We start from the raw sequence: 25,360 nt of genomic DNA on the forward strand, positions 1-25,360 counted from the left end.
TTAGTTATTACAATATATTTTAAATATGTTTTTGCGTTAGGGATTGAACGGCTTGTTTGAGCTCTTTTGAGGTACGAAAAAAGCGAGTAGTGAAAGCCCGACCTTTTGGGAACGCCTTAAAAAGAGTGTTCAGTGTTCAGTGTTCAGTGTTCAGTGTTCAGTGTTCAGTGTTCAGTGTTCAATGTTCAGTGTTCAGTGTTCAGTGTTCAGTGTTCAGTGTTCAGTGTTCAGTGTTCAGTGTTCAGTGTTCAGTGTTCAGTGTTCAGTGTTCAGTGTTCAGTGTTCAGTGTTCAGTGTTCAGTGTTCAGTGTTCAGTGTATTCAAAAATTAAAATTTTTGAATTGATACCTACAAGGTTTTGGAAACCTTGCAGGGTATTTTGGAAACCTTATGTTGCTGGTTTATATTCTTTCTTATCAATTACAATCTTTGCGATAATCTCTTTTAAGATTTCTGAGGTTCCTCCTCCTATTGGTCCTAATCTACTATCTCTTAATAGACGTGCCATCGGATAATCTTCCATATAACCATAACCACCTAACATTTGCAGTGCGTCATAAATAACTTCGTCTGCCATTTTAGTAGAGAGCAATTTAGACATACTTGCTTCTTTTACCACATATTGTCCGTCATTAAGTCGTTTTGTAATTGAGTAGTTGTATTCTTTACACATATCTACTCTACTTGCCATTTCTGCTATTTTATGTCTTAATACTTGAAATTTATCTAAAGACTTACCAAAAGCAATTCGTTCTTGCATATAGGTTAAAGCATAGTCTAGTGCAAATTCTGCTCTTGCATGTGCATTTACCCCCATTACCAATCTTTCTAATGCAAAATGCTGCATAATATAAGGAAAACCTTTCCCTTCGTCTCCTAATAAATTTTCTGCAGGAATTTCTACATTATCAAACGCGATCTCTCCCGTATCTGATGCTTTCCAACCTAACTTGTCTAACTTTGTTGCTGTAAGTCCTTTTGATGCTCTATCTACCACAAAAATGCTAATTCCTTTATACTTATCTGAAGGATCTGTTTTTGCAGCTACAATTAAATAATCTGAATAAACTCCGTTTGTAATAAAGGTTTTAGAACCGTTTAAAATATATGTATCTCCTTGCTTAATTGCTGTAGAGCGCATACCCGCAACATCTGACCCGCCAAATGGTTCGGTGATACACATACAACCAATCATATTTCCTTCTATACTTGGTGTTAAATATTTATTTTTAATAAAATCATCTCCTTCTTTAGCTAAATGTGTCATGGCTAAATATTCGTGTGCCCACATTGCTGCTGCAAAACCACCTGAATTAACTTTCTGTAATTCTTCTAAGAAGATAACTGTATAAAATAGATCTAAATTTAAGCCTCCGAACTCTTCTGGAGTATTTAAACCGAAATAGCCCATTTCTCCGAATTTCTTCCAAATAAAACGTTCTATACTACCTTCTTTTTCCCATTTATCTATATGAGGAATTACTTCTTTTTTCAAAAACTCTTTAAAACTTGCACGGAAAGCTTCGTGCTCTTCAGTAAAATACATACTGCTCATAAGCAAATAAATGTGTTTGTGTTTATTATTCAGTCTCCAAATATAAGACTATTCTCTCATATTTATCTAAAGGAAAATCTTTGATATTTTTTAATTCAGAAATATTTTGAAGTTCGGCCACTTCATCTCTATATTCAAAAATCTTTTTACAAAGCGTATAATCTATATAAGGATTCTTTAAAAGCTCTTTAAATGTAGCTGTATTTACATTTATTTTGCTGATAATTGGTTTATCAACAATTGTGAATTTTGATAAGACTTTATTTGCAACTTCTTTATCTAAACCCCAAACCTCTTTCAGTTGATCTTCTATAGAAAAGCCTTGTAATCTTGTTCTATACTTTACAATTCGTTCAGAGAAAGCATCTCCAATTCCATTAATCGTTTTAAAATCTTCTGCAGTTGCTTTATTGATATCAGTAGTAGAAACTTTCTTTTCCTTCTTTTTATAATAAGATTGCTTTGCTCCTTTTAATGAAGAATTTAAATTTTGATTTACAACCCAATCTGGAAATTTAAAATACGGTGCAATTTTATGTAATAATGAATCAGAAATTTGGGTTACTTTTTGAAACTCACTTTTTGAGTTGACAAATTTATTTGTTTTTCTAAACGTTAATAACCTGTCTATTTCTTTTATAGACATCCCTAATTGCTCTCCTTTACTATCTGTAATATAGTTAGGATTAAAGGGATAAATTTTAGGCTTTCTATTTTCTATTTCAATCGTTCGTAAACTGTCTATTTGTTGATGAAATGCTAAAACCTGTTTAGAATTGAGGTCTATTTTGTCATCCGAAGAAAAATTACCAAAAACAATTATCGACTGTACGATAAGGATAAGTAGTATTAAAAAGAAAATCCCATTTCTTTGGCTTTTGTGATACCAGAAATGGGATTTTAATATTTTCATAAAAAGTGATTTATGCTTCTGTCCTAGACTTTATAGCAGCCATATATTTATTTAGTTCTTCTTTTACTTTAGGTGCAAGAATTATTAAACCGATCATGTTTGGAACCATCATTGCAAAAACCATTGCATCAGAGAAACCAATTACAGAACCTAAACTCGCTGCCGCACCAATTACTACGAATATACAGAAAATTATTTTATATGTATATTCCATTTTTTTAGACCTTCCGAATAAAAACACCCAACCTTGAAAACCATAATAAGACCAAGAAATCATAGAGCTAAATGCAAATAATACAACTGCAACTGTTAACACATACGGAAACCAAGAAATAGCAGATTCAAAAGCTCCTGAGGTTAATAAAATAGCCTGTGCATCATTTAAAGAAGCGTTTTCTGCAGCAACATTACCTGTAATAATTAATACCAAAGCTGTCATTGTACAAACTACAACTGTATCTATAAATGGCTCTAATAATGCAACCATACCTTCACTAGCTGCGTATTTTGTTTTTACAGCAGAATGCGCTATGGAAGCAGAACCAATACCTGCTTCATTTGAAAAACAAGCTCTTCTAAATCCTTGCACCAGTACTCCTACTGCTCCACCTGCAATTCCCTCTGGGCTAAATGCTCCATTAAAAATTTGTGCGAAAGCATCACCAATCATATCATAATTTACAAAAATCACGAACAACGAAGCGGCTACATAAATTGCCACCATAAAAGGTACAATTTTATCGGTAACTTTTGCTATTTTTTTAATTCCTCCAATAATAACAATACCTACTAGTATAGCCATTACCAAACCAAATAACCAACCTTTACCATGTAAAATAGAAACACCTCCAACTGGAGTTGTAATACTTTCTACTAATTGAAAAGCTTGATTTACTTGAAACATGTTTCCTCCTCCAAAAGAACCTCCAATAACAAATATTGCAAATAAGCCTGCTAATATTTTACCTAAGGTTTTATTTTTTAATCCTTTTGTTAAGTAATACATCGGACCACCATAAACGGTTCCATCTGCTTCTATATCTCTATATTTAACACCTAATGTACATTCTACAAATTTAGATGCCATTCCTAGAAACCCAGCAATAATCATCCAAAAAGTAGCACCTGCACCACCAATTGAAACAGCAATTGCAACTCCCGCAATATTACCCAAACCAACAGTTGCAGACAATGCAGCAGTTAATGCCTGAAAGTGAGAAACCTCTCCATCATGCCCTTCTACTCTTATAGTATCTGGATTATCTTCTTCATCTGTAAATTTTGATTTAGAAATCTCTACATTATGATTTTGTCTTTCTTCTAAATCGTCATATTTACCTCTAACAATGTTTATAGATGTAAAAAAACCTCTAAAATTTATAAACTTAAAGTAAAATGTAAAATAAACTGCCCCAAAAACAAGTGGAAATAAAACCCAATAAATACTAATTGTTTCTGTAAAAGGGATTTGATAAAAGATAAGGTTTACAAACCAACCTGTTGCATCTCCAAAAGCTTTATCTATTTGTTGGTCTAATCCTTTTTCTTGTGCAAATGTTAACATGGGGATTGCCAATAAAAACATTGACAGAATTCGTTTCTTCATAATATATAAAATTATTGTTTTTTCAATTAGTAACCCGCAATATCCTAAAAATTTGCTCTTTTCACAACTTTTAACCGATAAATGAAAATTTTATAATAAGATTTCTTTAAATCTTTGCAAATCTTCTTTAAAGGATTTTGGATAAAATTCTAGTTCTTTATTTGTTTTTGATAAATCGAAACCCGTTTTTCCAGGTCTTGCTGCTGTTTGATTTAAGGTTGATGTTGATATGGGTTTAATTAAGTTTTTATCTAAATTAAAAGCAACTGCTATTTGTTGTGCAATTTCATAAACACTTAATAATTCATTTGATGAGATATTAAAAATACCTGTTGCTTTTTTATCCATAGAGACCTTACAAGCTAAGGCTAAATCCTCTACATAAGTTGGTGTTCTAAATTGATCGTCTACAATAGTAATTTCTTTACCCTTTTCTAACATCTCTCTAACCCATAGTACAATATTACTTCGGCTCATGTCAAACACTTTTCCATAGACTAAAATAGTTCTTAATATGGTGTAATTGATACTTGATTCTAATAAAAGTGCTTCAGATTTTAATTTCGAAGATCCGTAATAACTTAATGGATTTGCAATATCCGTTTCTTTATAGTTACCTTGTATTCCATCAAAAATAAAATCTGTAGAAATATGAATTAAATGAGCATTTAGTTCTGCTGATATTTCTGCCAACCATTTTACAACCGTTACATTTAGCAAATCACATGCGTCCTTTTTGTTTTCACAGTCATCAACCTGCGTCATGGCAGCTGTATTAATAATAAAATCTGGCTGAATTTCTAATAGTGCTTTTTTAAGATTTTCTTCTTCAGTAATATCAATAGAAACATAAGAAAAATCATTTCTTCCACATCTATTTTCACCTCTTGAAAATCCAAAAACTTGGTAAGTTTCTTTTTCTTTAAGCAATAAATTTAATAAAGATTGACCTAACAATCCATTACTTCCTGTAATAACAACTTTAGCCATAAATAGATTTCTTATTTTATCTGTTTTAGAATTTTATTTTAGCCATGAAATTCCTAAAGCTCTTTTTTAAAGTTTTATTAAACTAAAACAACTCTCTTAATTTAATTATTTGATTTGGTCTCCCCAAGACAATTAGATGAGACCCTTTAATAAGTAGGCAATCTGCTTCCGGATTTATAATATATTCTTTATTGGGGTCTATAAAACCGATAACAGTACATCCCGTTTTTTTTCTTAAATCTAAATCTAAGAGTGTCTTATTTATATATTTTTCTGGCAAATCATTTACCGCTATTTCTTCTAAATTAGCAGTAGTTTCTCCTTCTATAGTTAACCGGTCTACAAACTCAATAACATCTGGTGTAGTTACTAAAGAAGCCATGTGATCTCCCCCTAGTTTATCTGGCATAATTACATTACTTGCTCCTGCAATTTTTAACTTACTATAAGAAGACTCATTAGAAGCCCTACTTATTACCTTGCATCCTTTATTTAATTGGCTAACCGTTAAAACTACAAATAAGTTATTAGCATCCGAAGGTAAAGCAGTAATTAAATAAGATGCTTTCTCTATACCCGCTCTTAATAAAGTTTCATCTAAAGTTGCATCTCCACTTATATTTAAAACCCCAGCTGCATCTAAAACTTCTATTCGTTCTTTACTTTTTTCAATAACAACAAAGTCTTTATTATAATTTTTTAATTTTAAAATTGCTTGTTTACCATTTCTTCCATATCCACAAACAATAGTATGCCCTTTTAAACTTGCTATTTTCTTTTCCACTTTTCTGTGCTTAAACTGTTCAAATAATTTACCGCTAACTAAATATTCTGAAAAAGCAGAAACGGCATATCCAAAAACGGTGATACTTGTTAAAATTAAAAATATTGTAAACACTTTTTCTTCCGGAGAAAATGGTCTTAACTCTCCAAAACCAACAGTAGTAACGGTAATAACCGTCATATACAAGGCGTCTATAAAAGAGTAATTAGAAAGCGTCATATACCCTATTGTACCTAAAGATAGTATCGCAATAACTAAAAATAAGGTTTTATTAATTTTAGATTCTAATACAGTTATCTTCATATATTATAGGTCGAAGACAGAACTTCTTTTAGTATATATCATGTCTTTAAGCTTAAAAACAAATGCCATTGTTAAATAAAAACCAAAAGACAAACCTACTGTAAAAAAAGTAACATAAATAAAAAATAAACGCACATTTAAGGCTCTCATACCTATTCTATCTGCTAATCTTGACGAAACATGAAACCCATTTCTCTCAAAAAAATGTCGAATATTATCTATCATTTAGGTTAAAATAATTTAGATGCAATATAGTATTTTATCAATTGATAACAACATTTTTTAAATTACTGTTATTTATTAAATCTGCTCACTATAAAAGTTTACTATCAAAAGCGTTAAACAATCATCCTTAAATTAAAATTGGTTTCTTTAACTTTGCGTTTTTCCAAAAAGATCTCATTTGAAAGACCAAGAATATATAGAAGTATATGGAGCAAGAGTCCATAACTTAAAAAATATTGATGTAAAAATACCTCGTGAAAAACTAGTTGTAATAACTGGCTTAAGCGGAAGCGGAAAATCTTCTTTAGCTTTTGACACTATTTATGCAGAAGGACAAAGGCGATATATTGAAACTTTTTCTGCCTATGCACGTCAGTTTTTAGGTGGATTAGAAAGACCAGATGTTGATAAAATTGATGGCCTATCGCCAGTAATATCCATAGAGCAGAAAACAACTAATAAAAGTCCGCGCTCTACCGTTGGAACCATTACAGAAATTTACGATTTTTTAAGGCTATTATTTGCAAGGGCTGCAGATGCTTACTCCTACAATACTGGAGAAAAAATGGTCAGTTATTCTGATGAACAAATAAGACAACTTATTTTAACCGATTTTGCTGATAAAAAAATTGCTGTTTTAGCACCTTTGGTAAAATCTAGAAAAGGACACTATAGAGAACTTTTTGAGCAAATTTCTAAACAAGGATTTTTACGTGTTCGAGTAGATGGAGAAATTAAAGAAATAGAAAAAGGAATGCGTTTAGACCGATATAAAACGCATGATATAGAAGTTGTAATAGATAGACTTTTAATTAATGAATCTGCAGAAAAACGTTTAGAAGAAACCATAAAAACGGCCTTATATTCTGGGAATAATATTATGATGGTTATTGACATTGATGACAATGAACCTCGTTATTTTAGTAGAGAATTAATGTGCCCAACATCGGGTATTGCATATCCGAATCCAGAACCTAATACTTTTTCTTTTAATTCGCCAAAAGGTGCATGTGATAAATGTAGCGGATTAGGAATTACCAATGAAATTAACCTAGACAAAGTAATTCCAGATAACTCTATTTCCATACAAAAAGGAGGAATAATTCCTTTAGGAGAACAAAAAAGTAGTTGGATTTTTAAACAGATAGAAAATATTGCAGAACGTTATCAATTCAAATTAACAGACCCAATAAAAAGTATTCCAAAAGAAGCGTTAGACGTAATTTTAAATGGCGGTAACGAATCTTTTGAAATTGAATCTAAAGCTGCTGGGGTTACAAGAAATTATAAAATAGATTTTGAAGGAATTATTTCTTTCATAGAAAACCAATATGACAGTGCAGAAAGCACGACAATAAAACGTTGGGCAAAAGGTTTTATGGATGAAGTTTCTTGCTCTACCTGTGGTGGAAAAAGATTAAAAAAAGAAGCGCTTCATTTTAAAATTATAGACAAAAACATTAGCGACTTAGCACAAATGGATGCTACTGAACTTGCTAAATGGTTTGCAAATATTGAAAAAAGTTTATCAAAAAAACAACTAATTATTGCTGCTGAAATTTTAAAAGAAATTAGAACTAGAATTCAGTTTTTATTAGATGTTGGTTTAGATTACTTAACGTTAGACAGAACCTCTAAATCACTTTCTGGTGGAGAAGCACAAAGAATCCGTTTGGCAACTCAAATAGGATCACAATTAGTTGGTGTTCTTTATATTTTAGATGAACCAAGTATTGGATTGCATCAAAGAGACAATCAAAAATTAATAGACTCGTTAGTTAAATTAAGAGATATTGGTAACTCTGTTTTAGTCGTTGAGCACGATAAAGATATGATGGAGCATGCCGATTTCGTGTTCGATATTGGTCCTGGAGCAGGAAGACATGGTGGAGAAATAGTAAGTTCTGGCACTTTTGAAGAGTTAAAAAAACAAAATACCTTAACGGCAGACTATCTAACAGGAAGAAAAGAAATTGCGGTTCCTAAAAAACGTCGTGAAGGAAATGGAAAGTTTATCAAACTAAAAGGAGCAACAGGTAACAATTTAAAAAATGTTTCTGTAGAATTTCCTTTAGGAAAAATGATTTGTGTTACAGGAGTTTCTGGAAGTGGAAAATCTACCTTAATAAATGAAACCTTATATCCTATTTTAAACGCTCATATATATAGAGGTGTCAAAAAACCGATGCCATATAAGAAAATTGAAGGTTTAGAGCATGTAGATAAAGTAATAGACATCGATCAATCTCCAATTGGTAGAACCCCACGTTCTAACCCAGCAACCTATACAGGTACTTTTGGTGAAATTAGAAGTTTGTTTGCAAAAACTCCGGAAGCTGCAATTCGTGGTTATAAACCTGGTCGTTTTTCTTTTAATGTAAAAGGTGGAAGATGTGAAACTTGCCAAGGTGGTGGAGTACGTGTGATTGAAATGAACTTTTTACCAGACGTACAAGTAGAATGTGAAACTTGCCAAGGAAAACGTTTTAACAGAGAAACTTTAGAGATTCGTTATAAAGGAAAGTCGATTTCTGATGTTTTAAATATGACTATTGAAGATGCTACAAATTTCTTTGAACTCATACCAAAAATACACAGAAAATTAAAAACCATTAAAGATGTTGGTTTAGGATACATAACTCTAGGGCAACAATCTACCACACTTTCTGGAGGAGAAGCGCAGCGTATTAAATTAGCATCAGAACTATCTAAAAGAGATACCGGAAACACTTTTTATATTTTAGATGAACCTACAACAGGTCTTCATTTTGAAGATATTAGAGTACTTATGGATGTTCTTAATAAACTTGCCAATAAAGGAAATACCGTCTTAATTATAGAACACAATTTAGATGTTGTAAAATTAGCAGATTACATTATAGATGTTGGTATGGAAGGCGGAAAAAAAGGTGGGAAAATTCTTTGCACAGGAACACCAGAAGAAGTTGCAGAACATAAAACAAGCTATACTGCTAAATTCCTTAAAAAAGAGTTGAATTAAAAATTAAGTCATTTAGCATTATATAATGTTAAAAAAGAGCTACTTTAGCAAGCTTTCTTTTTTTCTAAAAGAAAAATAAATTTTAAAAAATTACAGATAATGACAAGTGATGACAGAAAAATAAAAGAAAAATTACAAACAAAAACCTGGAATGAGATAAAAACAAATGATTCTTGGGCTATTTTTAAAATAATGGCAGAGTTTGTAGATGGTTACGAGCGTTTAAGTAAAATAGGACCATCAGTATCTATTTTTGGATCTGCAAGAACAAAACCAGATCATCCATATTATAAATTAGCAGAAGAAGTTGCTTTTCAATTAACTCAAAACGGTTACGGTGTAATTACTGGTGGTGGACCAGGAATTATGGAAGCAGGGAATAAGGGTGCTCATAGAGGAAAAGGAAGTTCTGTAGGATTAAATATTGAATTGCCTTTTGAACAGCATGATAACCCATGGATTGACCAAGGAAAAAGTTTAGACTTCGATTACTTTTTTGTACGTAAAGTAATGTTTGTAAAATACTCGCAAGGTTTTGTTGTAATGCCTGGTGGTTTTGGTACCATGGATGAGCTTTTTGAAGCTATTACACTAATACAAACCCATAAAATTGGTCGTTTTCCAATTATTTTAGTAGGAACAAAGTTCTGGGGAGGTTTATTAGATTGGATAAAAAATACTCTTATAGAAGAAGGAAATATTAGTGAAAAAGATTTAGATCTTTTTAGATTGGTAGATACCGCAGAAGAAGCTATTGAACATCTTAATAATTTTTACGATAAATATCATTTTAAACCTAATTTCTAAAATATTATATTAATTTACACTTTTATATAGCCTGTCTTTTTTATAGTAAGATAGGCTATTATAATATAAACCCTGATTTAACCCAATAAAGATTTAATTGAAAAATCGTTATTACATATTACTAATTTGCTTCTTAGCATCCTCTTTTGTGTTTTCGCAGCAGAATTCAATCAGCATAAAATCTAAATTAGACACCAAAAAAGACGAGCTTAAAATTCAACAAGAAATTATTTTCTACAACCAATCAGACTCTATATTAACTAAAGTCTATCTTCATAATTGGGCAAACAGCTATAGAGACAGAAAAACGCCGTTATCTAAAAGATTTATTAAGGATTTTAGAAAAGATCTATACTTTGCTAAAGCTGAAGAATTAGGCTCATCTCTCATAAAAAGTCTTTCTGTAGATTTTGAAAACGTCTATTTTAAAGAATTAGACAAACAGGCAGATATTATAGAAATAGACCTTGACAAGCCATTATATCCAAATTCAAAAATCACTATATCTATAACCTATATTGTAAAAATACCCAATGCTCGTTTTACAAAATATGGTAAAACAAAAACAGGCTATCACCTTAGAAATTGGTATTTAACACCCGCTGTTTACGACAATGGTTGGCAATTAATGAGTAATTTAAATTTAGATGATTTATATGAGAAAAGCACTGATTTTAAAATAGAAATCGATGTACCTAAAGATTTAATTGTAGAATCTAATTTATATCAATATAAAACAAAAAAAGAAAACACAAACAGTTACTATTTAATTGGAAAAAATAAAACCGATATTATTCTTGGAATCAACAAAACCGAACAACTAAAAACCTATACCACAAAAACAGTTACTGTACATACAGATGTTTTCTCTAAAGAATTAGATTACAATTTAACAACCAGTATTTTAAATAGAGAACTCCTTTTTATTCAAAAATATTTAGGAAAATACCCTCATGTAGAAATTTTTATTGATAAAACAACTCAAAGTAAAAATCCAATCTATGGCTTAAATCAATTGCCTAATTTTTTACGCCCATTTTCCGATACTTTTAAATGGGATGTTACAATGTTTAAGGCACTTACAAAAAGGTATATAGAAAACACCTTACTCTTAAACAAAAGAAAAGATTACTGGTTAATGGACGGAATACAAAACTATTTAATGATAGAATATGTAGAGCAGTACTATCCAGAAGTAAAACTTTTAGGTAAAGTATCTAACTCTTGGTTTTTAAAAAGATTTAATATTTCTAAATTAGATTTTAATGATAAATATCCTTTTGTATACCAATTTACAGCACGTAAATTTTTAGACCAAGCATTAAATACTTCCGCAGACTCTCTTTCTAATTTTAATAGAAAAATTGTAAGCAAGTACAAAGCTGGCCTAGGTTTTCGTTTTTTAAAAGGATATTTAGGTGATAGCATTCTAAACCAGACAATACAAGAGTTCTACCAAAACAACCAATTAAAAATTATAAGAAGTACTAATTTTAATCAATTACTATCTTCTAAGACTACTAAAGATTTAGACTGGTTTTTTGATGATTTTGTAAAGACCAATAAAAAAATAGATCATAAAATTGAAAGTATAACAAAAGAAAAAGATAGCATCTCTGTAACCATTAAAAACAAAAGAAATATTACTACTCCTTTGGCTCTTTATGCAATAAAAGATAAAGAAATTATATTAAAAAAATGGATAGCTGATGTTGATAGCACTAAAACCGTAAAATTTAAAAAAGGAGACTACGACACTTTTGTGTTAAATTATGAAAACCTATATCCAGAATTAAATACTTTAAATAACTGGAAAAAGGTTGACAAAAAAATTCTTAATAAACCTTTAAAATTCTCATTTTTAAAAGACATAAGCAGTCCAAATTACAATCAAGTTTTTTACCAACCTGACGCAAATTATAATTTTTACAATGGTTTAATTCTTGGTGTAAAATTACACAACAAACCACTGATAAAAAGAAATTTTGATTTTAAAATATCTCCTTATTATGCTACAAAAAGTAAAACACTTATAGGTAGTTTTTCTTTGCTTTATAATCAGTTTTTTGAAAAAACAAAAATCTACAAAGTAGCTTACGGTTTGTCTGGAGGCACCTCTGATTACGCACCTAATTTATCGTATAAATCTCTTGTTCCTTATGTAGACATTACTTTTAAAAGAAAAACATTAAGAGATATTTCATCAGAGTCTTTAAGAGCAAAATTAATTCATATAGATAAAGAAATTGCGCCTAATGCTATAAAAACAGACCAAGATAATTATAGCATTCTTAGTCTAAGTTACAATTACTCTAACCCAGATATCATTAAAGAATTTAGATACAGTTTTAGTACTGAGTTTGCTAAAAAATTCTCTAAAGCATCATTAGATCTTAGGTTTAGAACCTTAACAACAACAGACACACAGTTAGATTTTAGATTTTTTGCAGGTGTATTCCTTAACAACAAAACGGAAGGAGATTATTTTAGTTTTGGTTTAGATAGAAGTAATGACTACCTTTTTCAATTAAATTACTTAGGTAGATCTGAAAGTTCTGGTTTTTTTAGTCAACAATATATCATCACCGAAGGTGGTTTTAAATCTGTATTACCTACACGGTTTGCAAATCAATTTATGGTTTCTAATAATTCTAGCATCGGTTTATGGAGATGGATAGAAGTTTATAATGATGTGGCTTTCTTAAAAAATAAAAATCATCCGCTGTATTTTGCCTACGAAAACGGAATTCGTTTTAATTTTGTACATGAAATTTTCGAAATTTACTTTCCTTTATATTCTAACAATGGTTGGGAAATATCTCAGAATGCGTATCCAGAAAAAATAAGATTCTCTTTATCTGCAGATGTAAAATCTATTTACAACTTTTTTAAGAGAGGTTTTTTATAGACTTACCTGCCATAATTTTACGCCCTAAAATAATTTAGAACACTCATTATTAACACCGTATAAAAAAATATTGCTTCTACTTAGAAAAGTATAAGTTAATAAATGAGCTTAATTTTAAGAGTTTTAAAAATATTAAACTTAAAAAAATTGCTATTAATATCAATCACTTCTTTATAACTAAAGCACCTCTATTTTAAAAAAGGACAAGAAGAATTATTAATTTTACACTCTAAAAACAAACTTCTCTTTATCTGTATCTTATTTTTTTTAGAGCTTTCTAAAATATCTATTTCTATAAATTAACAACAATGAGTACAGGTTTTGTTTTTATTAAAATATTTTCAACAAAAACAACATAATCCTTAATAATTTTACATAATTCTTAATAAATATATAAATTTTTAAATATCAACTAAAAAAACTATCTTTGTAACACACACAAAAGCTCATAAAAATGTTGCAAGAAACACCTATAGATAATAAACAAAAACTATCTTTTAAAGACTTTAAAACAGAAGTTTTAAATGATTATAAAATAGCTAAAATTAGTAGAGAGTGTAGTTTATTAGGACGTAGAGAAGTTTTAACAGGTAAAGCTAAATTCGGGATTTTTGGTGACGGAAAAGAAGTGCCGCAACTAGCAATGGCTAAAGCTTTTAAGTTGGGCGATTTTAGATCTGGTTATTATAGAGATCAAACTTTTATGATGGCTATTGGAGAGTTAACTCCACAACAATTCTTTGCTGGTTTATATGCTCACACAGATATTAAAGCAGAACCTATGTCTGCAGGAAGACAAATGGGTGGTCACTTTACAACACACAGTTTAAACGAAGACGGCAGCTGGAAAAACTTAACAAAACAATACAACTCTAGTGCAGACATTTCTCCTACAGCAGGTCAAATGCCACGTTTATTAGGTTTAGCACAAGCCTCTAAAATATATAGAACAGAAAAAAGCGTACAACATAAATCTAAATTTTCTATAAACGGAAACGAAGTTGCTTGGGGTACTATTGGTAATGCTAGTACTAGTGAAGGTTTATTTTTTGAAACTATAAATGCAGCAGGTGTTTTACAAGTACCAATGGTAATGAGTGTTTGGGATGATGAATACGGAATTTCTGTACATGCGAAACATCAAACTACAAAAGAAAGCATTTCAGAAATTTTAAAAGGATTTCAGAGAGAACACAACAAAGCTGGTTACGAGATATTTGTTGTAAATGGTTGGGATTATGTTCAACTTGTTGACATATATAGCAAAGCTGCAAAAATTGCCAGAGAAGAACACGTTCCTGTTTTAATTCACGTAAAAGAATTAACACAGCCACAAGGCCATTCTACTTCTGGATCTCACGAAAGGTATAAAGATAAAAAAAGATTAAATTGGGAGAAAGATCACGATTGTATTACAAAAATGCGAAACTGGATTTTAGACTTCGAATTAGAAACTGAAACGGGAGAAACTTTACGCTTTGTAGAATCTGAAGAAGATCTTATTATTTTAGAAAAAGAAGCAAAAAAAGAAGTTTTAAGTGCAAAAAGAAATGCTTGGAACGCTTTTATTAATGATATAAAAACAGAAGTAAATACTGCTTGCCAATTATTAGACAAGGTTGCTGAAAAAAGTAAAAACAGTAGTTTTATCAATAAACATAAAAAAGATTTAATTTCTATTGTAGAACCTAGTAGAAAAGATGTTTTATCTACCACTAGAAAAACATTACGATATTTAAGTGATGAAAACTTTGCTGAAAAAATATTACTACAAAATTTTATAAAAAACGCAATAAAAAGTGCTTCTGAAAAATTTTCTTCATACTTACATAGTGAGTCAAACCTTAGTGCATTAAACGTTTCTGAAAAGAAGCCTATATATTCTGATAGTAAAACATTAGTAGATGCACGAATAATTATGAGAGATAACTTTGATGCTATTCTTAAAAAACATCCAGAAGTAATTATTTTTGGTGAAGATGCTGGTTTTATTGGTGATGTAAACCAAGGACTAGAAGGGCTTCAAGAAAAATATGGTGAAATAAGAGTTGCAGATACAGGTATTAGAGAAGCTACAATTATTGGCCAAGGTATTGGTTTAGCAATGCGTGGCTTACGCCCTATTGCAGAAATACAATATCTAGATTACCTACTGTACGCTTTACAAATAATGAGCGACGATTTAGCAACGTTACATTATAGAACTTTCGGTAAACAAAAAGCGCCTTTAATTATTAGAACACGTGGCCACAGACTAGAAGGTATTTGGCATGCAGGTTCTCCAATGGGAGGAATTATAAATAATGTTAGAGGTATTCATGTTTTAGTACCTAGAAACATGACAAAAGCAGCTGGTTTTTACAACACCTTACTAGAAGGAGATGAACCGGCATTAGTGATTGAATGTTTAAATGGCTACCGATTAAAAGAAGAATTACCTGTAAATTTAGGTGATTACAAAACACAAATAGGTGTTGTAGAAACAGTAAAAGAAGGTACAGATTTAACTGTTGTTTCTTACGGATCTACCTTAAGAATTGTAGAAGAAGTTGCAAAAGAATTACTACAAGCAGATATTAATATAGAAATTATAGATGCACAAAGTTTATTGCCTTTTGACTTGAATCATGATTGTGTAAAAAGTTTACAAAAAACGAATAAATTGTTAATCATTGATGAAGATTTACCTGGTGGAGCTTCTGCTTATCTTCTACAAGAAATCGTAGAAAAGCAAAATGGATACATGTTTTTAGATAGTAAACCCGCTACCTTAACAGCCAAAGAACACAGAACAGCTTATGGTACAGATGGAGATTATTTTTCTAAACCATCTGCAGAAGATATTTATGAAAAAATCTATGAAATCATGAATGAAGCGAATCCTAATAAATATAAAAGTCTGTATTAAAATACAATACATAAATTCTATTAAGCCCAAAAAAACTATTTTTTTGGGCTTTTTTTTTAACATAACTATAAGAAAATGTTAAGAAAATAACAAGCACATTTAAGTAATTTAGTGCCTTACACATCATTAAACTCTAATATGAAAAAAACACTACTTTTATTATTACTCTCTCTTTTTACGATTTCTAATTCTCTTGAAGCTCAACGAAAATCAAAAGATAAAAAGAAAGAAAATTCAGAAGCTAAAACAACTAAATCAAAAATACCAAAATATTCAGATTTTGTAAATAAAGATACAAAAACTGATGAAGGTTTATTTAAAGTTCATTTTAATAAAGATACATTTATCTACGAAATCCCTAAATCTTACTTGGGTAAAGAAATGTTATTAGTTACTAGACTAAAAGACATACCTGCTGGCTTGGGTGGTGGTTATGTAAATGCAGGTTCTAAAATTAACACACAAGTTGTTGTTTGGGAAAAATATAAAAATAAAGTTTTATTAAAAGTAAAATCTTACAACGCCGTTGCAAACGATTCTTTACCGATTTTTAAATCTGTAGAAGCTAATAATTTAGAACCAATTATTTACTCTTTTGATATTAAAACTCAAAATGCAGATTCTACTTCTGTCATAGTTGATGTTACTAAATTCTTTTCTTCTGATGTAAAAGCAATCTCAGGATTATCTTCAAGATTTAGAAAAACATATAAAGTAAAAAGATTAGATGCAGATAGAAGTTTTGTTAGCAGCATTAAAAGTTACCCTACAAATGTAGAAGTCGTTCAGAATTTTACATTTGATGCAGATGCTCCACCAAGCAATCAAAATACAAACACCATTACAATGCGTGTGAATCAATCTATGATTTTACTTCCAGAAAAACCAATGATGCCTAGAATTTCAGACAAAAGAGTTGGTTATTTTTCTCTAGAAAATGTAGATTATAGTTCAGAAGCTTTAAAAGCTGATAGTAAAAGATATATTAAACGTTGGAGGTTAGAACCTAAAGATGTTGAAGCATATAACCGTGGAGAATTAGTAGAACCAAAAAAACAAATTGTTTATTACTTAGATCCTGCAACGCCAGAAAAACTAAGAAAATACATAAAGCAAGGAGTTGATGATTGGGCAAAAGTTTTTGAAACGGCAGGTTTTAAAAATGCCATTACAGCAAAAATGCCTCCAACAAAAGAAGAAGACCCAGAGTTTAGTATGGAAGATGCTCGTTATTCTTCAATTAGATACGTAGCAAGTACCACAAGAAATGCAACCGGACCAAGTGTTGCAGATCCAAGATCTGGAGAAATATTAGAAAGTGATATTATTTGGTATCACAACCACTTACGCTCTTACAGAAACAGGTATTTATTAGAAACAGGAGCAGCAAATCCGTCTGCAAGAACTTTAGACACGCCTGCAGAAGATATTGGAGAAATGATGCGTATGGTAATTTCTCACGAAGTTGGTCATGCTTTAGGTTTACCTCATAATATGGCTGCAAGTTACGCCTACCCTGTAGACTCTTTACGTTCTGGAAGTTTTACTCAGAAAAACGGAATTGCAGCAACCATTATGGATTATGCTCGTTACAATTACATTGCACAACCTGGTGATAAAAACATCCGCTTTATAAGACAATTAGGTCCTTATGACCATTATGCAATTAATTGGGGATACAGAGTTGTGCCAAATGCAAATACTCCAGAGGACGAAGTAAAAACTTTAGATAAATGGATTGAAGATAAAGCAGATAACCCAATTTATAGATTTGGTGGACAACGTTTTGATCCTTCTGCACAAACTGAAGGAATTGGTAACGACCAAGTAAAAGCAAGCACTTACGGAGTTAAAAACTTAAAAATTGTAGCTAAAAACCTTCCAAATTGGACATCAGATCAAACAAATAATTACGAAGATTTAAGTGAATTATACGGAGAATTATTAAGCGTTTGGGGAAGATATTCTGGACACGTTGTTGGTAATATTGGTGGTGTTTACGAGTTTAACAAAAAACCATCTCAATCTGGCGATATTTATGTTCCTGTTACAAAAGCAAAACAAAAAGAATCAATGGTTTGGTTACAAACAAATGTTTTTAAAACACAATATTGGTTACTAGATAAAGACATTTTAAACAAGATTGAAGAAACTGATTACACTAAAAAATTAGGTAGTTATCAAAATAGATTTTTAAGTACTTTATTAAATTACCGTACTTTAAATAGAATGATAGAAGCAGAAGTAATTCAAAATGAATTTTATGCAGCATCAGACATGATTAAAGATTTAAGAAAAGGTGTTTTTTCTGAAACAAATGCAACTAAAAATGTTGACTTACAAAGAAGAACTCTTCAAAAATCATTTATTGAAAAAATGAAGAATTTAATGATTAATGAAGAATCTAAGAATAATGACATCTCTTCTATAATAAGAGGAGAATTAGAAGCTTTAAAATACCAAGTAAATACAGCAAGTAAAAGAGCTATAAACACAATTACAAAATATCATTATAAAGATTGTTATGCTAAAATTAATGAAATCTTAAATCCTAAGAAATAACATTATTTTTCACTTAACAACCGAACTCCTATTGCGCACTGTAAACATCGTTTCTTTGCGCAATAGTTGTTTTTAAGCTCTAATAAAGCTTGTGTTTCATAAGCATTTTTAGATTGAATCTTAATTTCATTAAACTTAGAAATAATACTATTCTTTTCTGGTTTTATTTTTTTTAGAATCGATAAAAACCCCATTTCATTTACTTCCCCCCTATTTTTTTGATATAAAAACTTTAGTGGAATAATAGTGTTGATCAATAATAAATCTACAAAGGACTTTGTTAACTTTTTAGGTGATGTTTTAGATACCTTATCAAACGTATAATGTGTTTTCCAAAAAGGATGTACATCAATTTCAAACAAGTCGTAAAATCCCTTTAAGGTTTCTATTTGCATCATTTTAGAAAATAAATTTTGATGTAAATGATACAAAGTAATTAACTGTGCAATACGAATGGTAGGAAAATTTGGCGGTCGCATTCTAAAAAATGAAAACTGCACTTTTGCTATCGGTTCTAAGTTGTATTTATGTTGCAAATAGTTGTACGCGGTTTTTAATTGCTGATGATAATCGTCTTCAACAACCTCCTCTAAAAAACCTGCTTGTCCAAATAACAAAGCAGCTAATTGAGTTTCATCTAAACTTACTTTTCTGAGAATCGAAAAATCAAAAGATTTTGATAAGCTAAAAAAGACTTCTCCATTTACTTTTAAGCCAAAGTTTTTGGCTAATAACTGAAATAGAACTGCTTCAAAGTCATTTTGATTGTCTGACAAAACCCTATTTATTTCAATAGATTTTCGTTCTAAGCGTTCAAAAAATAAACGTTCTTTCCAATTATCAATAGTAAAATTATCTACAGTACTAATTTCTTTTTCACAAGGAATCCAATTTTGTTTGGCCGAAAATAAATTTCGATAATTATTTAAAGCAGTAGCAAACACAAAATCTTTTAAAACTAAAACAGGCAACGGTTTGTTATTTTTCATATAAACAGTTGCATCATCTTCCCAAACTAGATGTAAAATAACGGCATCATAATTCTCATCAATTTCATGGTGATGTGCATACCAATCAGACGATTTTAAATGAATCTCTACATTGCCAACCCATAATTGGTCATCAATTTTAAGTTGGGCATTCAAAAAATCTGGACCTGAGTTGTAATTATGTGTTCCTACTTTTAAAACAACAACATCTTCCTCAGAAGTTGTCTTTAAATAGTGAACAGAAAACAATTGATATTTCCATACATAATGAAGAAAATCCTCATTCATAATCTTTTTTTTTGTTTTCAAGATACAAAAAATCATTTATACCTTTATTTATATTTATAATCACTTGAACAGAGTTCATCAAAAAGAATGAACTATTTTTGCAACCTAATTAAGATAAATGAATATTATAGATAGTTTAAAATGGCGTTATGCTGTTAAAAAATTTGATTCAGAAAAACAACTTTCAGAGACTCAAATAAACACCTTAAAAGAAGCTTTTAACTTAACAGCTAGTTCTTACGGATTACAACCTTTAAAGTTAGTGGTAATTAAAAACAAAGAAGTTCAAAAAAACTTAGTTACGCATTCTTGGAACCAAGCTCAAATATTAGATGCTTCTCACGTATTAGTTATCTGTATTCCTAAAAATTACACAAGCTTAGAAGTAGAAAATTACTTTAGTTTGGTACAGAAAATAAGAAACACACCTAGTGAGGTTATAAAGCCTTTTAAAGAATTTCTAACAGCAGATATTGAGAAAAAAACGCAAGAAGAATTAACCGTATGGAATAAAAACCAAGCCTATATTGCACTTGGTAATTTAATGACCGTTTGTGCAGTAGAAAAAATAGATGCTTGCCCTATGGAAGGCTTTATTCCTGAAAAATATGATGAAATTCTGAATTTAACCGCTCAAAATTTACAATCTGTATTAGTACTTCCCGTTGGTTTTAGAGCCGATGATTGCTACATGAAAGATTTAACAAAAGTTAGAAAAGACTTAACAGAAACTATAGTAGAAATATTGTAATTTTACTAGCTAGAATTAAACTTTTTAAAGGCTTTAAAACGCCTTTAAAATTCATAATAAAAATCAAAAAAATGAGTAAAGCAGTAAGAAATTTAGAACCTAAAATTGTTTGGAATCACTTTGCAGATTTAAATGCAGTGCCGCGTCCTTCTAAAAAAGAAGAACGTGTAATTCAGTTCATGGTAGATTTTGGTAAGAAATTAAACCTGGAAACTTTTGTAGATAAAGTTGGAAATGTAATTATTAAAAAACCAGCTACAAAAGGTTTAGAAAACAGAAAAACTGTTGTTTTACAGAGTCATTTAGATATGGTTCATCAAAAAAATTCAGCTACTGATTTCGATTTTGATAAGGAAGGTATTAAAATGCTAATTGAAGGTGATTGGGTTACTGCAGACGGAACAACATTAGGTGCAGATAACGGCTTAGGTGTTGCTGCAATTATGGCTATTTTTTCTTCTGAAGATATTGAACACCCAAACCTAGAAGCGCTTTTTACAATTGATGAAGAAACTGGTATGACTGGTGCAATGGGACTTGAAGGTGGAATTTTAGAAGGAGAAATTCTTTTAAACTTAGACACAGAAGAAGATGATGAAATTGGTATGGGTTGTGCTGGTGGTGTAGATGTTACAGCAACAAGAAGCTATGCAGAAGAAGAAGTTTCTGAAAATGCTACAGCTTATTCAATTACTGTAAAAGGTTTAAATGGCGGACATTCAGGAATGGATATCATTAAAGAATTAGGAAACGCAAACAAAATTATGAACCGTTTATTATTTGATGGTTTTACCAATTTTGGTTTACAAATTTCTGAAATAAATGGAGGTAGTTTACGTAATGCAATTCCTAGAGAAAGTACTGCAATTGTAACTGTAGACATCATTTCTAAAGAAGCTTTTCTTTTAGAAACCAATTTACTTATCAACAATATAAAAGAAGAGTTCTCAACAATAGAACCTAACTTAACAGTTGACATTCAAGAAATTACACTTCCAAATAAAATTATGGAATTGGGCGTTCAAGAAGGTTTATTAAAGTCTATTTACGCTGCTCATAACGGAGTTTATAGAATGAGTCCGGATATTAAAGGATTGGTAGAAACCTCTAATAACATTGCCAGAGTAATTGTAAAAGACGGAAGCATAAAAATTGGTTGTTTAACACGATCATCATCAGAAAGTAACAAACTAGATTTGGCAAATTCTTTAAAATCTGCTTTTGAATTATCTGGTTTTGATGTAGATCTATCTGGTGAATACCCAGGATGGCAACCGAATGTAAATTCAGCAATTTTAGATGTAGTTTCTAATTTATATGAAACACTACATGGTGAAAAAGCAGATGTAGCAGCTTGTCATGCTGGTTTAGAATGTGGTATTTTAGGTCAGAATTACCCAGAAATGGATATGGTTTCTTTTGGACCAACTATAAGAGGAGCACATTCTCCAGACGAAAAAGCATCTATTTCATCAACACAAAAATTCTGGAAATTTTTAGTAGCTATATTAAAGAACATTCCAAAGAAATAGTACAATATCACCTGTTAGAAACCGAAGTTTACGCTTCGGTTTTTTTTTGCTTGAATTTGTTTAAAAAGTCAATAAAAATAAACACAAATAACTGAAATACAGAAATTTACAGTTTTATCTTTTTGTTAACATCTTTCATTTTCTAAAGACAGAAAAAAACGTAATTTTACTACCTATAAACTAAACTTTTATAATGGGTAAAATAATTGCTATTGCAAATCAAAAAGGGGGTGTTGGTAAAACAACTACAAGCATAAATTTAGCTGCTTCTTTAGGTGTTTTAGAGAAAAAAGTTTTGTTAATTGATGCAGATCCGCAAGCAAATGCTTCGTCTGGTTTAGGTATTGATGTTGAAACTGTAGAATATGGAACCTATCAAGTTTTAGAACATTCTGTTTCTGCAAAAGACGCAATTGTTAAAACAGACTCTCCAAATGTAGATATTATACCTGCACATATAGATTTAGTTGCTATTGAAATAGAATTGGTAGACAAAGAAGATAGAGAGTATATGTTAAAAAAAGCGTTAGTCGATCTAAAAGAAGATTACGATTATATTTTAATAGATTGCGCTCCATCATTAGGTTTAATTACTTTAAACTCTTTAGTTGCTGCAGATTCTGTAATAATTCCTATTCAGTGTGAATATTTTGCGCTAGAAGGATTAGGAAAACTACTAAATACAATTAAAAGTGTACAAAATATTCATAATTCAGATTTAGATATAGAAGGCTTACTTTTAACCATGTTCGATTCTCGTTTACGTCTTTCTAATCAAGTCGTTGATGAAGTTAGAAAACATTTTTCTAGTATGGTTTTTGATACTATAATTAGAAGAAATACCCGTTTAGGAGAAGCACCAAGTTACGGAGAAAGTATTATTGCTTACGATGCAACCAGTAAAGGTGCCGTAAATTACTTAAATTTGGCACAAGAATTATTAAAAAAGAATTCGTAAAATGGCAAAAGCAACCAAGAAACAAGCTTTAGGACGAGGATTATCTGCTTTATTGCAAGAATCTTCTAACGTAATTTCTGCATCAGATAAAAATGCTGACAAACTTGTTGGAAGTATCATTGAAATAGAATTAGATTTAATTGATGTAAATCCGTTTCAACCTAGAACTTATTTTGACGAAGAAGCATTAAGAGAACTAGCAAATTCTATAAAAGAATTAGGAGTAATTCAGCCAATTACAGTTAGAAAATTAGAAGGAAATAAATTTCAATTAGTATCTGGTGAGCGTCGTTTTAGAGCCTCTAAATTAATTGGAAACAAAACAGTACCGGCATATATAAGACTTGCCAATGACCAAGAAATGCTAGAAATGGCATTGGTAGAAAACATTCAACGTAAAAATTTAGACCCAATAGAAGTTGCTTTATCTTACCAGCGCTTAATAGATGAAATTCAATTAACGCAAGAAGAATTAAGTACAAGAGTTGGTAAAAAACGTTCTACGGTAACCAATTATCTACGTTTATTAAAATTAGATCCAATCTTACAAACAGGTATGCGAGATGGTTTTATTTCTATGGGACATGGTCGTGCTATGATTAATGTAGAAAATACAGAAGATCAATTAGCTATTTACGAGAAAATTTTAAGAGATAAATTATCTGTAAGACAAACAGAAGATTTAGTAAAAAGCTTAAAATCTGGCGCTATTGCAAAACCAAAAAAGAAACCAGTACCTAACTACATTAAAAGTAGTGTTAAAGATATTAGTGAATACTTTGGGCATAAAATAGACGTTACTGTTAGTACTAATGGTAAAGGAAAAATTTCTATTCCTTTTCATTCTGAAGAAGATTTTAACCGCATCAAAAACTTATTAAAATAAGTGTCTATTAAAAAAATAATATTTGTTTTATTCCTTGCATTTATTTCTGCCTCTATTTTTGGACAGAAAGATTCTGTGAATGTGAAAGATTTAAAAATAAAAGGAGATATAAAAATTGAAAAAGGAGGCGTTTACGATGCATTAGCACCGTCTAAGGCCGCATTTTACTCTGCTATATTTCCAGGAATGGGTCAGGTTTATAATAAAAAATATTGGAAAGCACCAATTGTTTGGGCTGCTATGGGTACAAGTATTTATTTTTATTTAGACAATAATAAAGAATACCACAGATACAGAACTGCCTACAAACTTAGAAAAAATAATTTAGTAGACGAATTTACGGTGAATGGTCTAGAAATACTTTCTTTAGAAACTTTAGAAAGAGCACAAGAACAGTTAAGCGAAAATAGAGATATGTCTTTGTTAACAACCGTTATACTCTATGTATTACAAATTGTAGAAGCAAGTGTTAATGCACATTTATTACAATTTAATACAGATGATGATTTATCGTTTAAACCTACTTTTATTAACGATCCTACTTATTTTGAAGCTCCAAAAGTAGGTCTAACAATTAAATATAATTTTTAAAATGAAGATTGCACTATTAGGTTATGGAAGAATGGGGAAAGAAATTGAAAAAATTGCTTTATCTCGCGGACATGAAATCGTAATAAAAAAAGACGTAGATGATGTAATTGATATTACACTAGCTGATGTTGCTATCGATTTTAGTGTACCTACTTCTGCTTACAATAATATTAGCGACTGTATTAACAATAATGTTCCTGTAATTTCTGGAACTACCGGTTGGTTAGACAAATACAATGATGCCGTTGCACTTTGTAAAGAAAAAAACAGCGCATTTATTTATGCTTCTAATTTTAGTTTGGGAGTAAATATCTTTTTTGAATTGAACAAACAATTGGCAAAAATGATGAGCTCTTTAGAAGATTATAATATTTCTATGGAAGAAATTCATCATACAAAAAAATTAGATGCACCAAGTGGAACCGCAATTACTTTGGCGGAAGGAATCATAGAAAATTCTTCTAAAAATAATTGGGAGTTAGACGAAAAAACATCCGAAGAAAACATTCCAATTGTTGCAAAAAGAATTCCTGAAGTTCCAGGAACTCACACCGTTTGGTATGATTCTGAAGTAGATTCTATAGAAATAAAACATACTGCACACAGTAGAAAAGGCTTTGCTTTAGGTGCCGTTGTAGCAGCTGAATGGATTGTAGGAAAACAAGGAGTTTTCTCTATGAAAGATGTGTTAAACATCCGTTAAAGACTGTAACAAATTAATAATAAAACTACTAATAAAAATATAAGTAACCCCTCAATCGCAGTTGAGAGGTTTATTTTTTTATTATGAAACATCAAGTTCT

The 25,360-nt window shown here is 30.5% G+C and carries 18 protein-coding genes; 11 read left to right on the plus strand and 7 right to left on the minus strand.

From position 1 onward, the window contains the following. Positions 1 to 388: 388 nt before the first annotated feature. From KV700_RS06340 to KV700_RS06365, 6 genes are all read right to left on the minus strand, one after another. Positions 389 to 1,555, minus strand: coding sequence for an acyl-CoA dehydrogenase family protein (locus KV700_RS06340; protein WP_166385078.1), 1,167 nt, complete (start codon positions 1,553 to 1,555; stop codon positions 389 to 391). A 25-nt stretch (positions 1,556 to 1,580) separates the two neighbouring features. Next, positions 1,581 to 2,468, minus strand: a complete 888-nt coding sequence (locus KV700_RS06345) for a helix-hairpin-helix domain-containing protein (protein WP_218599533.1) — start codon at positions 2,466 to 2,468, stop codon at positions 1,581 to 1,583. 10 nt (positions 2,469 to 2,478) lie between these two features. Next, positions 2,479 to 4,074 (minus strand): sodium:alanine symporter family protein, encoded by a 1,596-nt coding sequence (locus tag KV700_RS06350; protein ID WP_218599534.1) that lies wholly within the window; start codon positions 4,072 to 4,074, stop codon positions 2,479 to 2,481. Between the two features lie 90 nt (positions 4,075 to 4,164). Further along, the gene (locus KV700_RS06355) at positions 4,165 to 5,064 is read right to left on the minus strand and encodes an NAD(P)-dependent oxidoreductase (protein WP_218599535.1); all 900 of its coding nucleotides are present in this window, start codon (positions 5,062 to 5,064) and stop codon (positions 4,165 to 4,167) included. Between the two features lie 82 nt (positions 5,065 to 5,146). Continuing rightward, positions 5,147 to 6,151 carry a TrkA family potassium uptake protein gene (locus KV700_RS06360; protein ID WP_218599536.1) on the minus strand — a complete coding sequence of 335 codons (1,005 nt, stop codon included), beginning with the start codon at positions 6,149 to 6,151 and terminating at the stop codon, positions 5,147 to 5,149. A gap of 3 nt (positions 6,152 to 6,154) precedes the next feature. Beyond that, the gene (locus KV700_RS06365) at positions 6,155 to 6,376 is read right to left on the minus strand and encodes a PspC domain-containing protein (RefSeq protein ID WP_166385088.1); all 222 of its coding nucleotides are present in this window, start codon (positions 6,374 to 6,376) and stop codon (positions 6,155 to 6,157) included. Positions 6,377 to 6,554: 178 nt separating this feature from the next. On the opposite strand from KV700_RS06365, the gene uvrA reads away from it, so the two are divergent. From uvrA to KV700_RS06390, 5 genes are all read left to right on the plus strand, one after another. Further along, the gene (uvrA, locus tag KV700_RS06370) at positions 6,555 to 9,377 is read left to right on the plus strand and encodes an excinuclease ABC subunit UvrA (RefSeq protein WP_218599537.1); all 2,823 of its coding nucleotides are present in this window, start codon (positions 6,555 to 6,557) and stop codon (positions 9,375 to 9,377) included. Positions 9,378 to 9,476: 99 nt separating this feature from the next. Beyond that, complete coding sequence (locus KV700_RS06375) at positions 9,477 to 10,184, plus strand: TIGR00730 family Rossman fold protein (protein ID WP_166385092.1); 708 nt, start codon at positions 9,477 to 9,479, stop codon at positions 10,182 to 10,184. Between the two features lie 148 nt (positions 10,185 to 10,332). Beyond that, the gene (locus KV700_RS06380; protein WP_254712988.1) at positions 10,333 to 13,092 is read left to right on the plus strand and encodes an aminopeptidase; all 2,760 of its coding nucleotides are present in this window, start codon (positions 10,333 to 10,335) and stop codon (positions 13,090 to 13,092) included. A 454-nt stretch (positions 13,093 to 13,546) separates the two neighbouring features. After that, positions 13,547 to 16,000, plus strand: coding sequence for a thiamine pyrophosphate-dependent enzyme (locus tag KV700_RS06385; RefSeq protein WP_166385096.1), 2,454 nt, complete (start codon positions 13,547 to 13,549; stop codon positions 15,998 to 16,000). A gap of 138 nt (positions 16,001 to 16,138) precedes the next feature. Beyond that, positions 16,139 to 18,562 (plus strand): zinc-dependent metalloprotease, encoded by a 2,424-nt coding sequence (locus KV700_RS06390; RefSeq protein ID WP_218599539.1) that lies wholly within the window; start codon positions 16,139 to 16,141, stop codon positions 18,560 to 18,562. A gap of 2 nt (positions 18,563 to 18,564) precedes the next feature. On the opposite strand, the gene KV700_RS06395 is transcribed toward KV700_RS06390, so the two are convergent. Next, entirely contained in the window at positions 18,565 to 19,839 is a 1,275-nt protein-coding gene (locus KV700_RS06395; RefSeq protein WP_218599540.1) for a DUF2851 family protein, read from the minus strand. A gap of 118 nt (positions 19,840 to 19,957) precedes the next feature. Here KV700_RS06395 and KV700_RS06400 point away from each other — a divergent pair, with 118 nt between their 5' ends. The 6 genes from KV700_RS06400 to dapB all read left to right on the plus strand — a co-directional run bounded on the left by KV700_RS06400 (position 19,958) and on the right by dapB (position 25,260). Further along, positions 19,958 to 20,590, plus strand: a complete 633-nt coding sequence (locus tag KV700_RS06400; RefSeq protein WP_166385102.1) for an NAD(P)H-dependent oxidoreductase — start codon at positions 19,958 to 19,960, stop codon at positions 20,588 to 20,590. Between the two features lie 71 nt (positions 20,591 to 20,661). Continuing rightward, entirely contained in the window at positions 20,662 to 22,122 is a 1,461-nt protein-coding gene (locus KV700_RS06405; protein ID WP_218599541.1) for an aminoacyl-histidine dipeptidase, read from the plus strand. A 193-nt stretch (positions 22,123 to 22,315) separates the two neighbouring features. After that, positions 22,316 to 23,080 carry a ParA family protein gene (locus KV700_RS06410; RefSeq protein WP_166385106.1) on the plus strand — a complete coding sequence of 255 codons (765 nt, stop codon included), beginning with the start codon at positions 22,316 to 22,318 and terminating at the stop codon, positions 23,078 to 23,080. A 1-nt stretch (position 23,081) separates the two neighbouring features. Beyond that, positions 23,082 to 23,966, plus strand: coding sequence for a ParB/RepB/Spo0J family partition protein (locus tag KV700_RS06415; RefSeq protein ID WP_218599542.1), 885 nt, complete (start codon positions 23,082 to 23,084; stop codon positions 23,964 to 23,966). After that, positions 23,967 to 24,557, plus strand: coding sequence for a DUF5683 domain-containing protein (locus KV700_RS06420; protein ID WP_218599543.1), 591 nt, complete (start codon positions 23,967 to 23,969; stop codon positions 24,555 to 24,557). It begins immediately after the preceding gene. A gap of 1 nt (position 24,558) precedes the next feature. Continuing rightward, entirely contained in the window at positions 24,559 to 25,260 is a 702-nt protein-coding gene (gene dapB, locus KV700_RS06425; protein WP_218599544.1) for a 4-hydroxy-tetrahydrodipicolinate reductase, read from the plus strand. Positions 25,261 to 25,360: the final 100 nt, after the last annotated feature.

Origin of the sequence: Polaribacter sp. NJDZ03 (assembly GCF_019263805.1) — a bacterium.
Lineage (GTDB): Bacteria > Bacteroidota > Bacteroidia > Flavobacteriales > Flavobacteriaceae > Polaribacter.

Excerpts from the sequence above, each read along its gene's own strand:
- KV700_RS06390 (WP_218599539.1), top strand. The coding sequence starts at position 16,139 with ATGAAAAAAACACTACTTTTATTATTACTCTCTCTTTTTACGATTTCT.
- dapB (WP_218599544.1), top strand. The coding sequence starts at position 24,559 with ATGAAGATTGCACTATTAGGTTATGGAAGAATGGGGAAAGAAATTGAA.
- KV700_RS06365 (WP_166385088.1), bottom strand. The coding sequence starts at position 6,376 with ATGATAGATAATATTCGACATTTTTTTGAGAGAAATGGGTTTCATGTT.
- KV700_RS06375 (WP_166385092.1), top strand. The coding sequence starts at position 9,477 with ATGACAAGTGATGACAGAAAAATAAAAGAAAAATTACAAACAAAAACC.
- KV700_RS06395 (WP_218599540.1), bottom strand. The coding sequence starts at position 19,839 with ATGAATGAGGATTTTCTTCATTATGTATGGAAATATCAATTGTTTTCT.
- KV700_RS06415 (WP_218599542.1), top strand. The coding sequence starts at position 23,082 with ATGGCAAAAGCAACCAAGAAACAAGCTTTAGGACGAGGATTATCTGCT.
- KV700_RS06400 (WP_166385102.1), top strand. The coding sequence starts at position 19,958 with ATGAATATTATAGATAGTTTAAAATGGCGTTATGCTGTTAAAAAATTT.
- KV700_RS06405 (WP_218599541.1), top strand. The coding sequence starts at position 20,662 with ATGAGTAAAGCAGTAAGAAATTTAGAACCTAAAATTGTTTGGAATCAC.
- KV700_RS06345 (WP_218599533.1), bottom strand. The coding sequence starts at position 2,468 with ATGAAAATATTAAAATCCCATTTCTGGTATCACAAAAGCCAAAGAAAT.
- KV700_RS06410 (WP_166385106.1), top strand. The coding sequence starts at position 22,316 with ATGGGTAAAATAATTGCTATTGCAAATCAAAAAGGGGGTGTTGGTAAA.
- KV700_RS06350 (WP_218599534.1), bottom strand. The coding sequence starts at position 4,074 with ATGAAGAAACGAATTCTGTCAATGTTTTTATTGGCAATCCCCATGTTA.
- KV700_RS06385 (WP_166385096.1), top strand. The coding sequence starts at position 13,547 with ATGTTGCAAGAAACACCTATAGATAATAAACAAAAACTATCTTTTAAA.
- KV700_RS06360 (WP_218599536.1), bottom strand. The coding sequence starts at position 6,151 with ATGAAGATAACTGTATTAGAATCTAAAATTAATAAAACCTTATTTTTA.
- KV700_RS06340 (WP_166385078.1), bottom strand. The coding sequence starts at position 1,555 with ATGAGCAGTATGTATTTTACTGAAGAGCACGAAGCTTTCCGTGCAAGT.
- KV700_RS06355 (WP_218599535.1), bottom strand. The coding sequence starts at position 5,064 with ATGGCTAAAGTTGTTATTACAGGAAGTAATGGATTGTTAGGTCAATCT.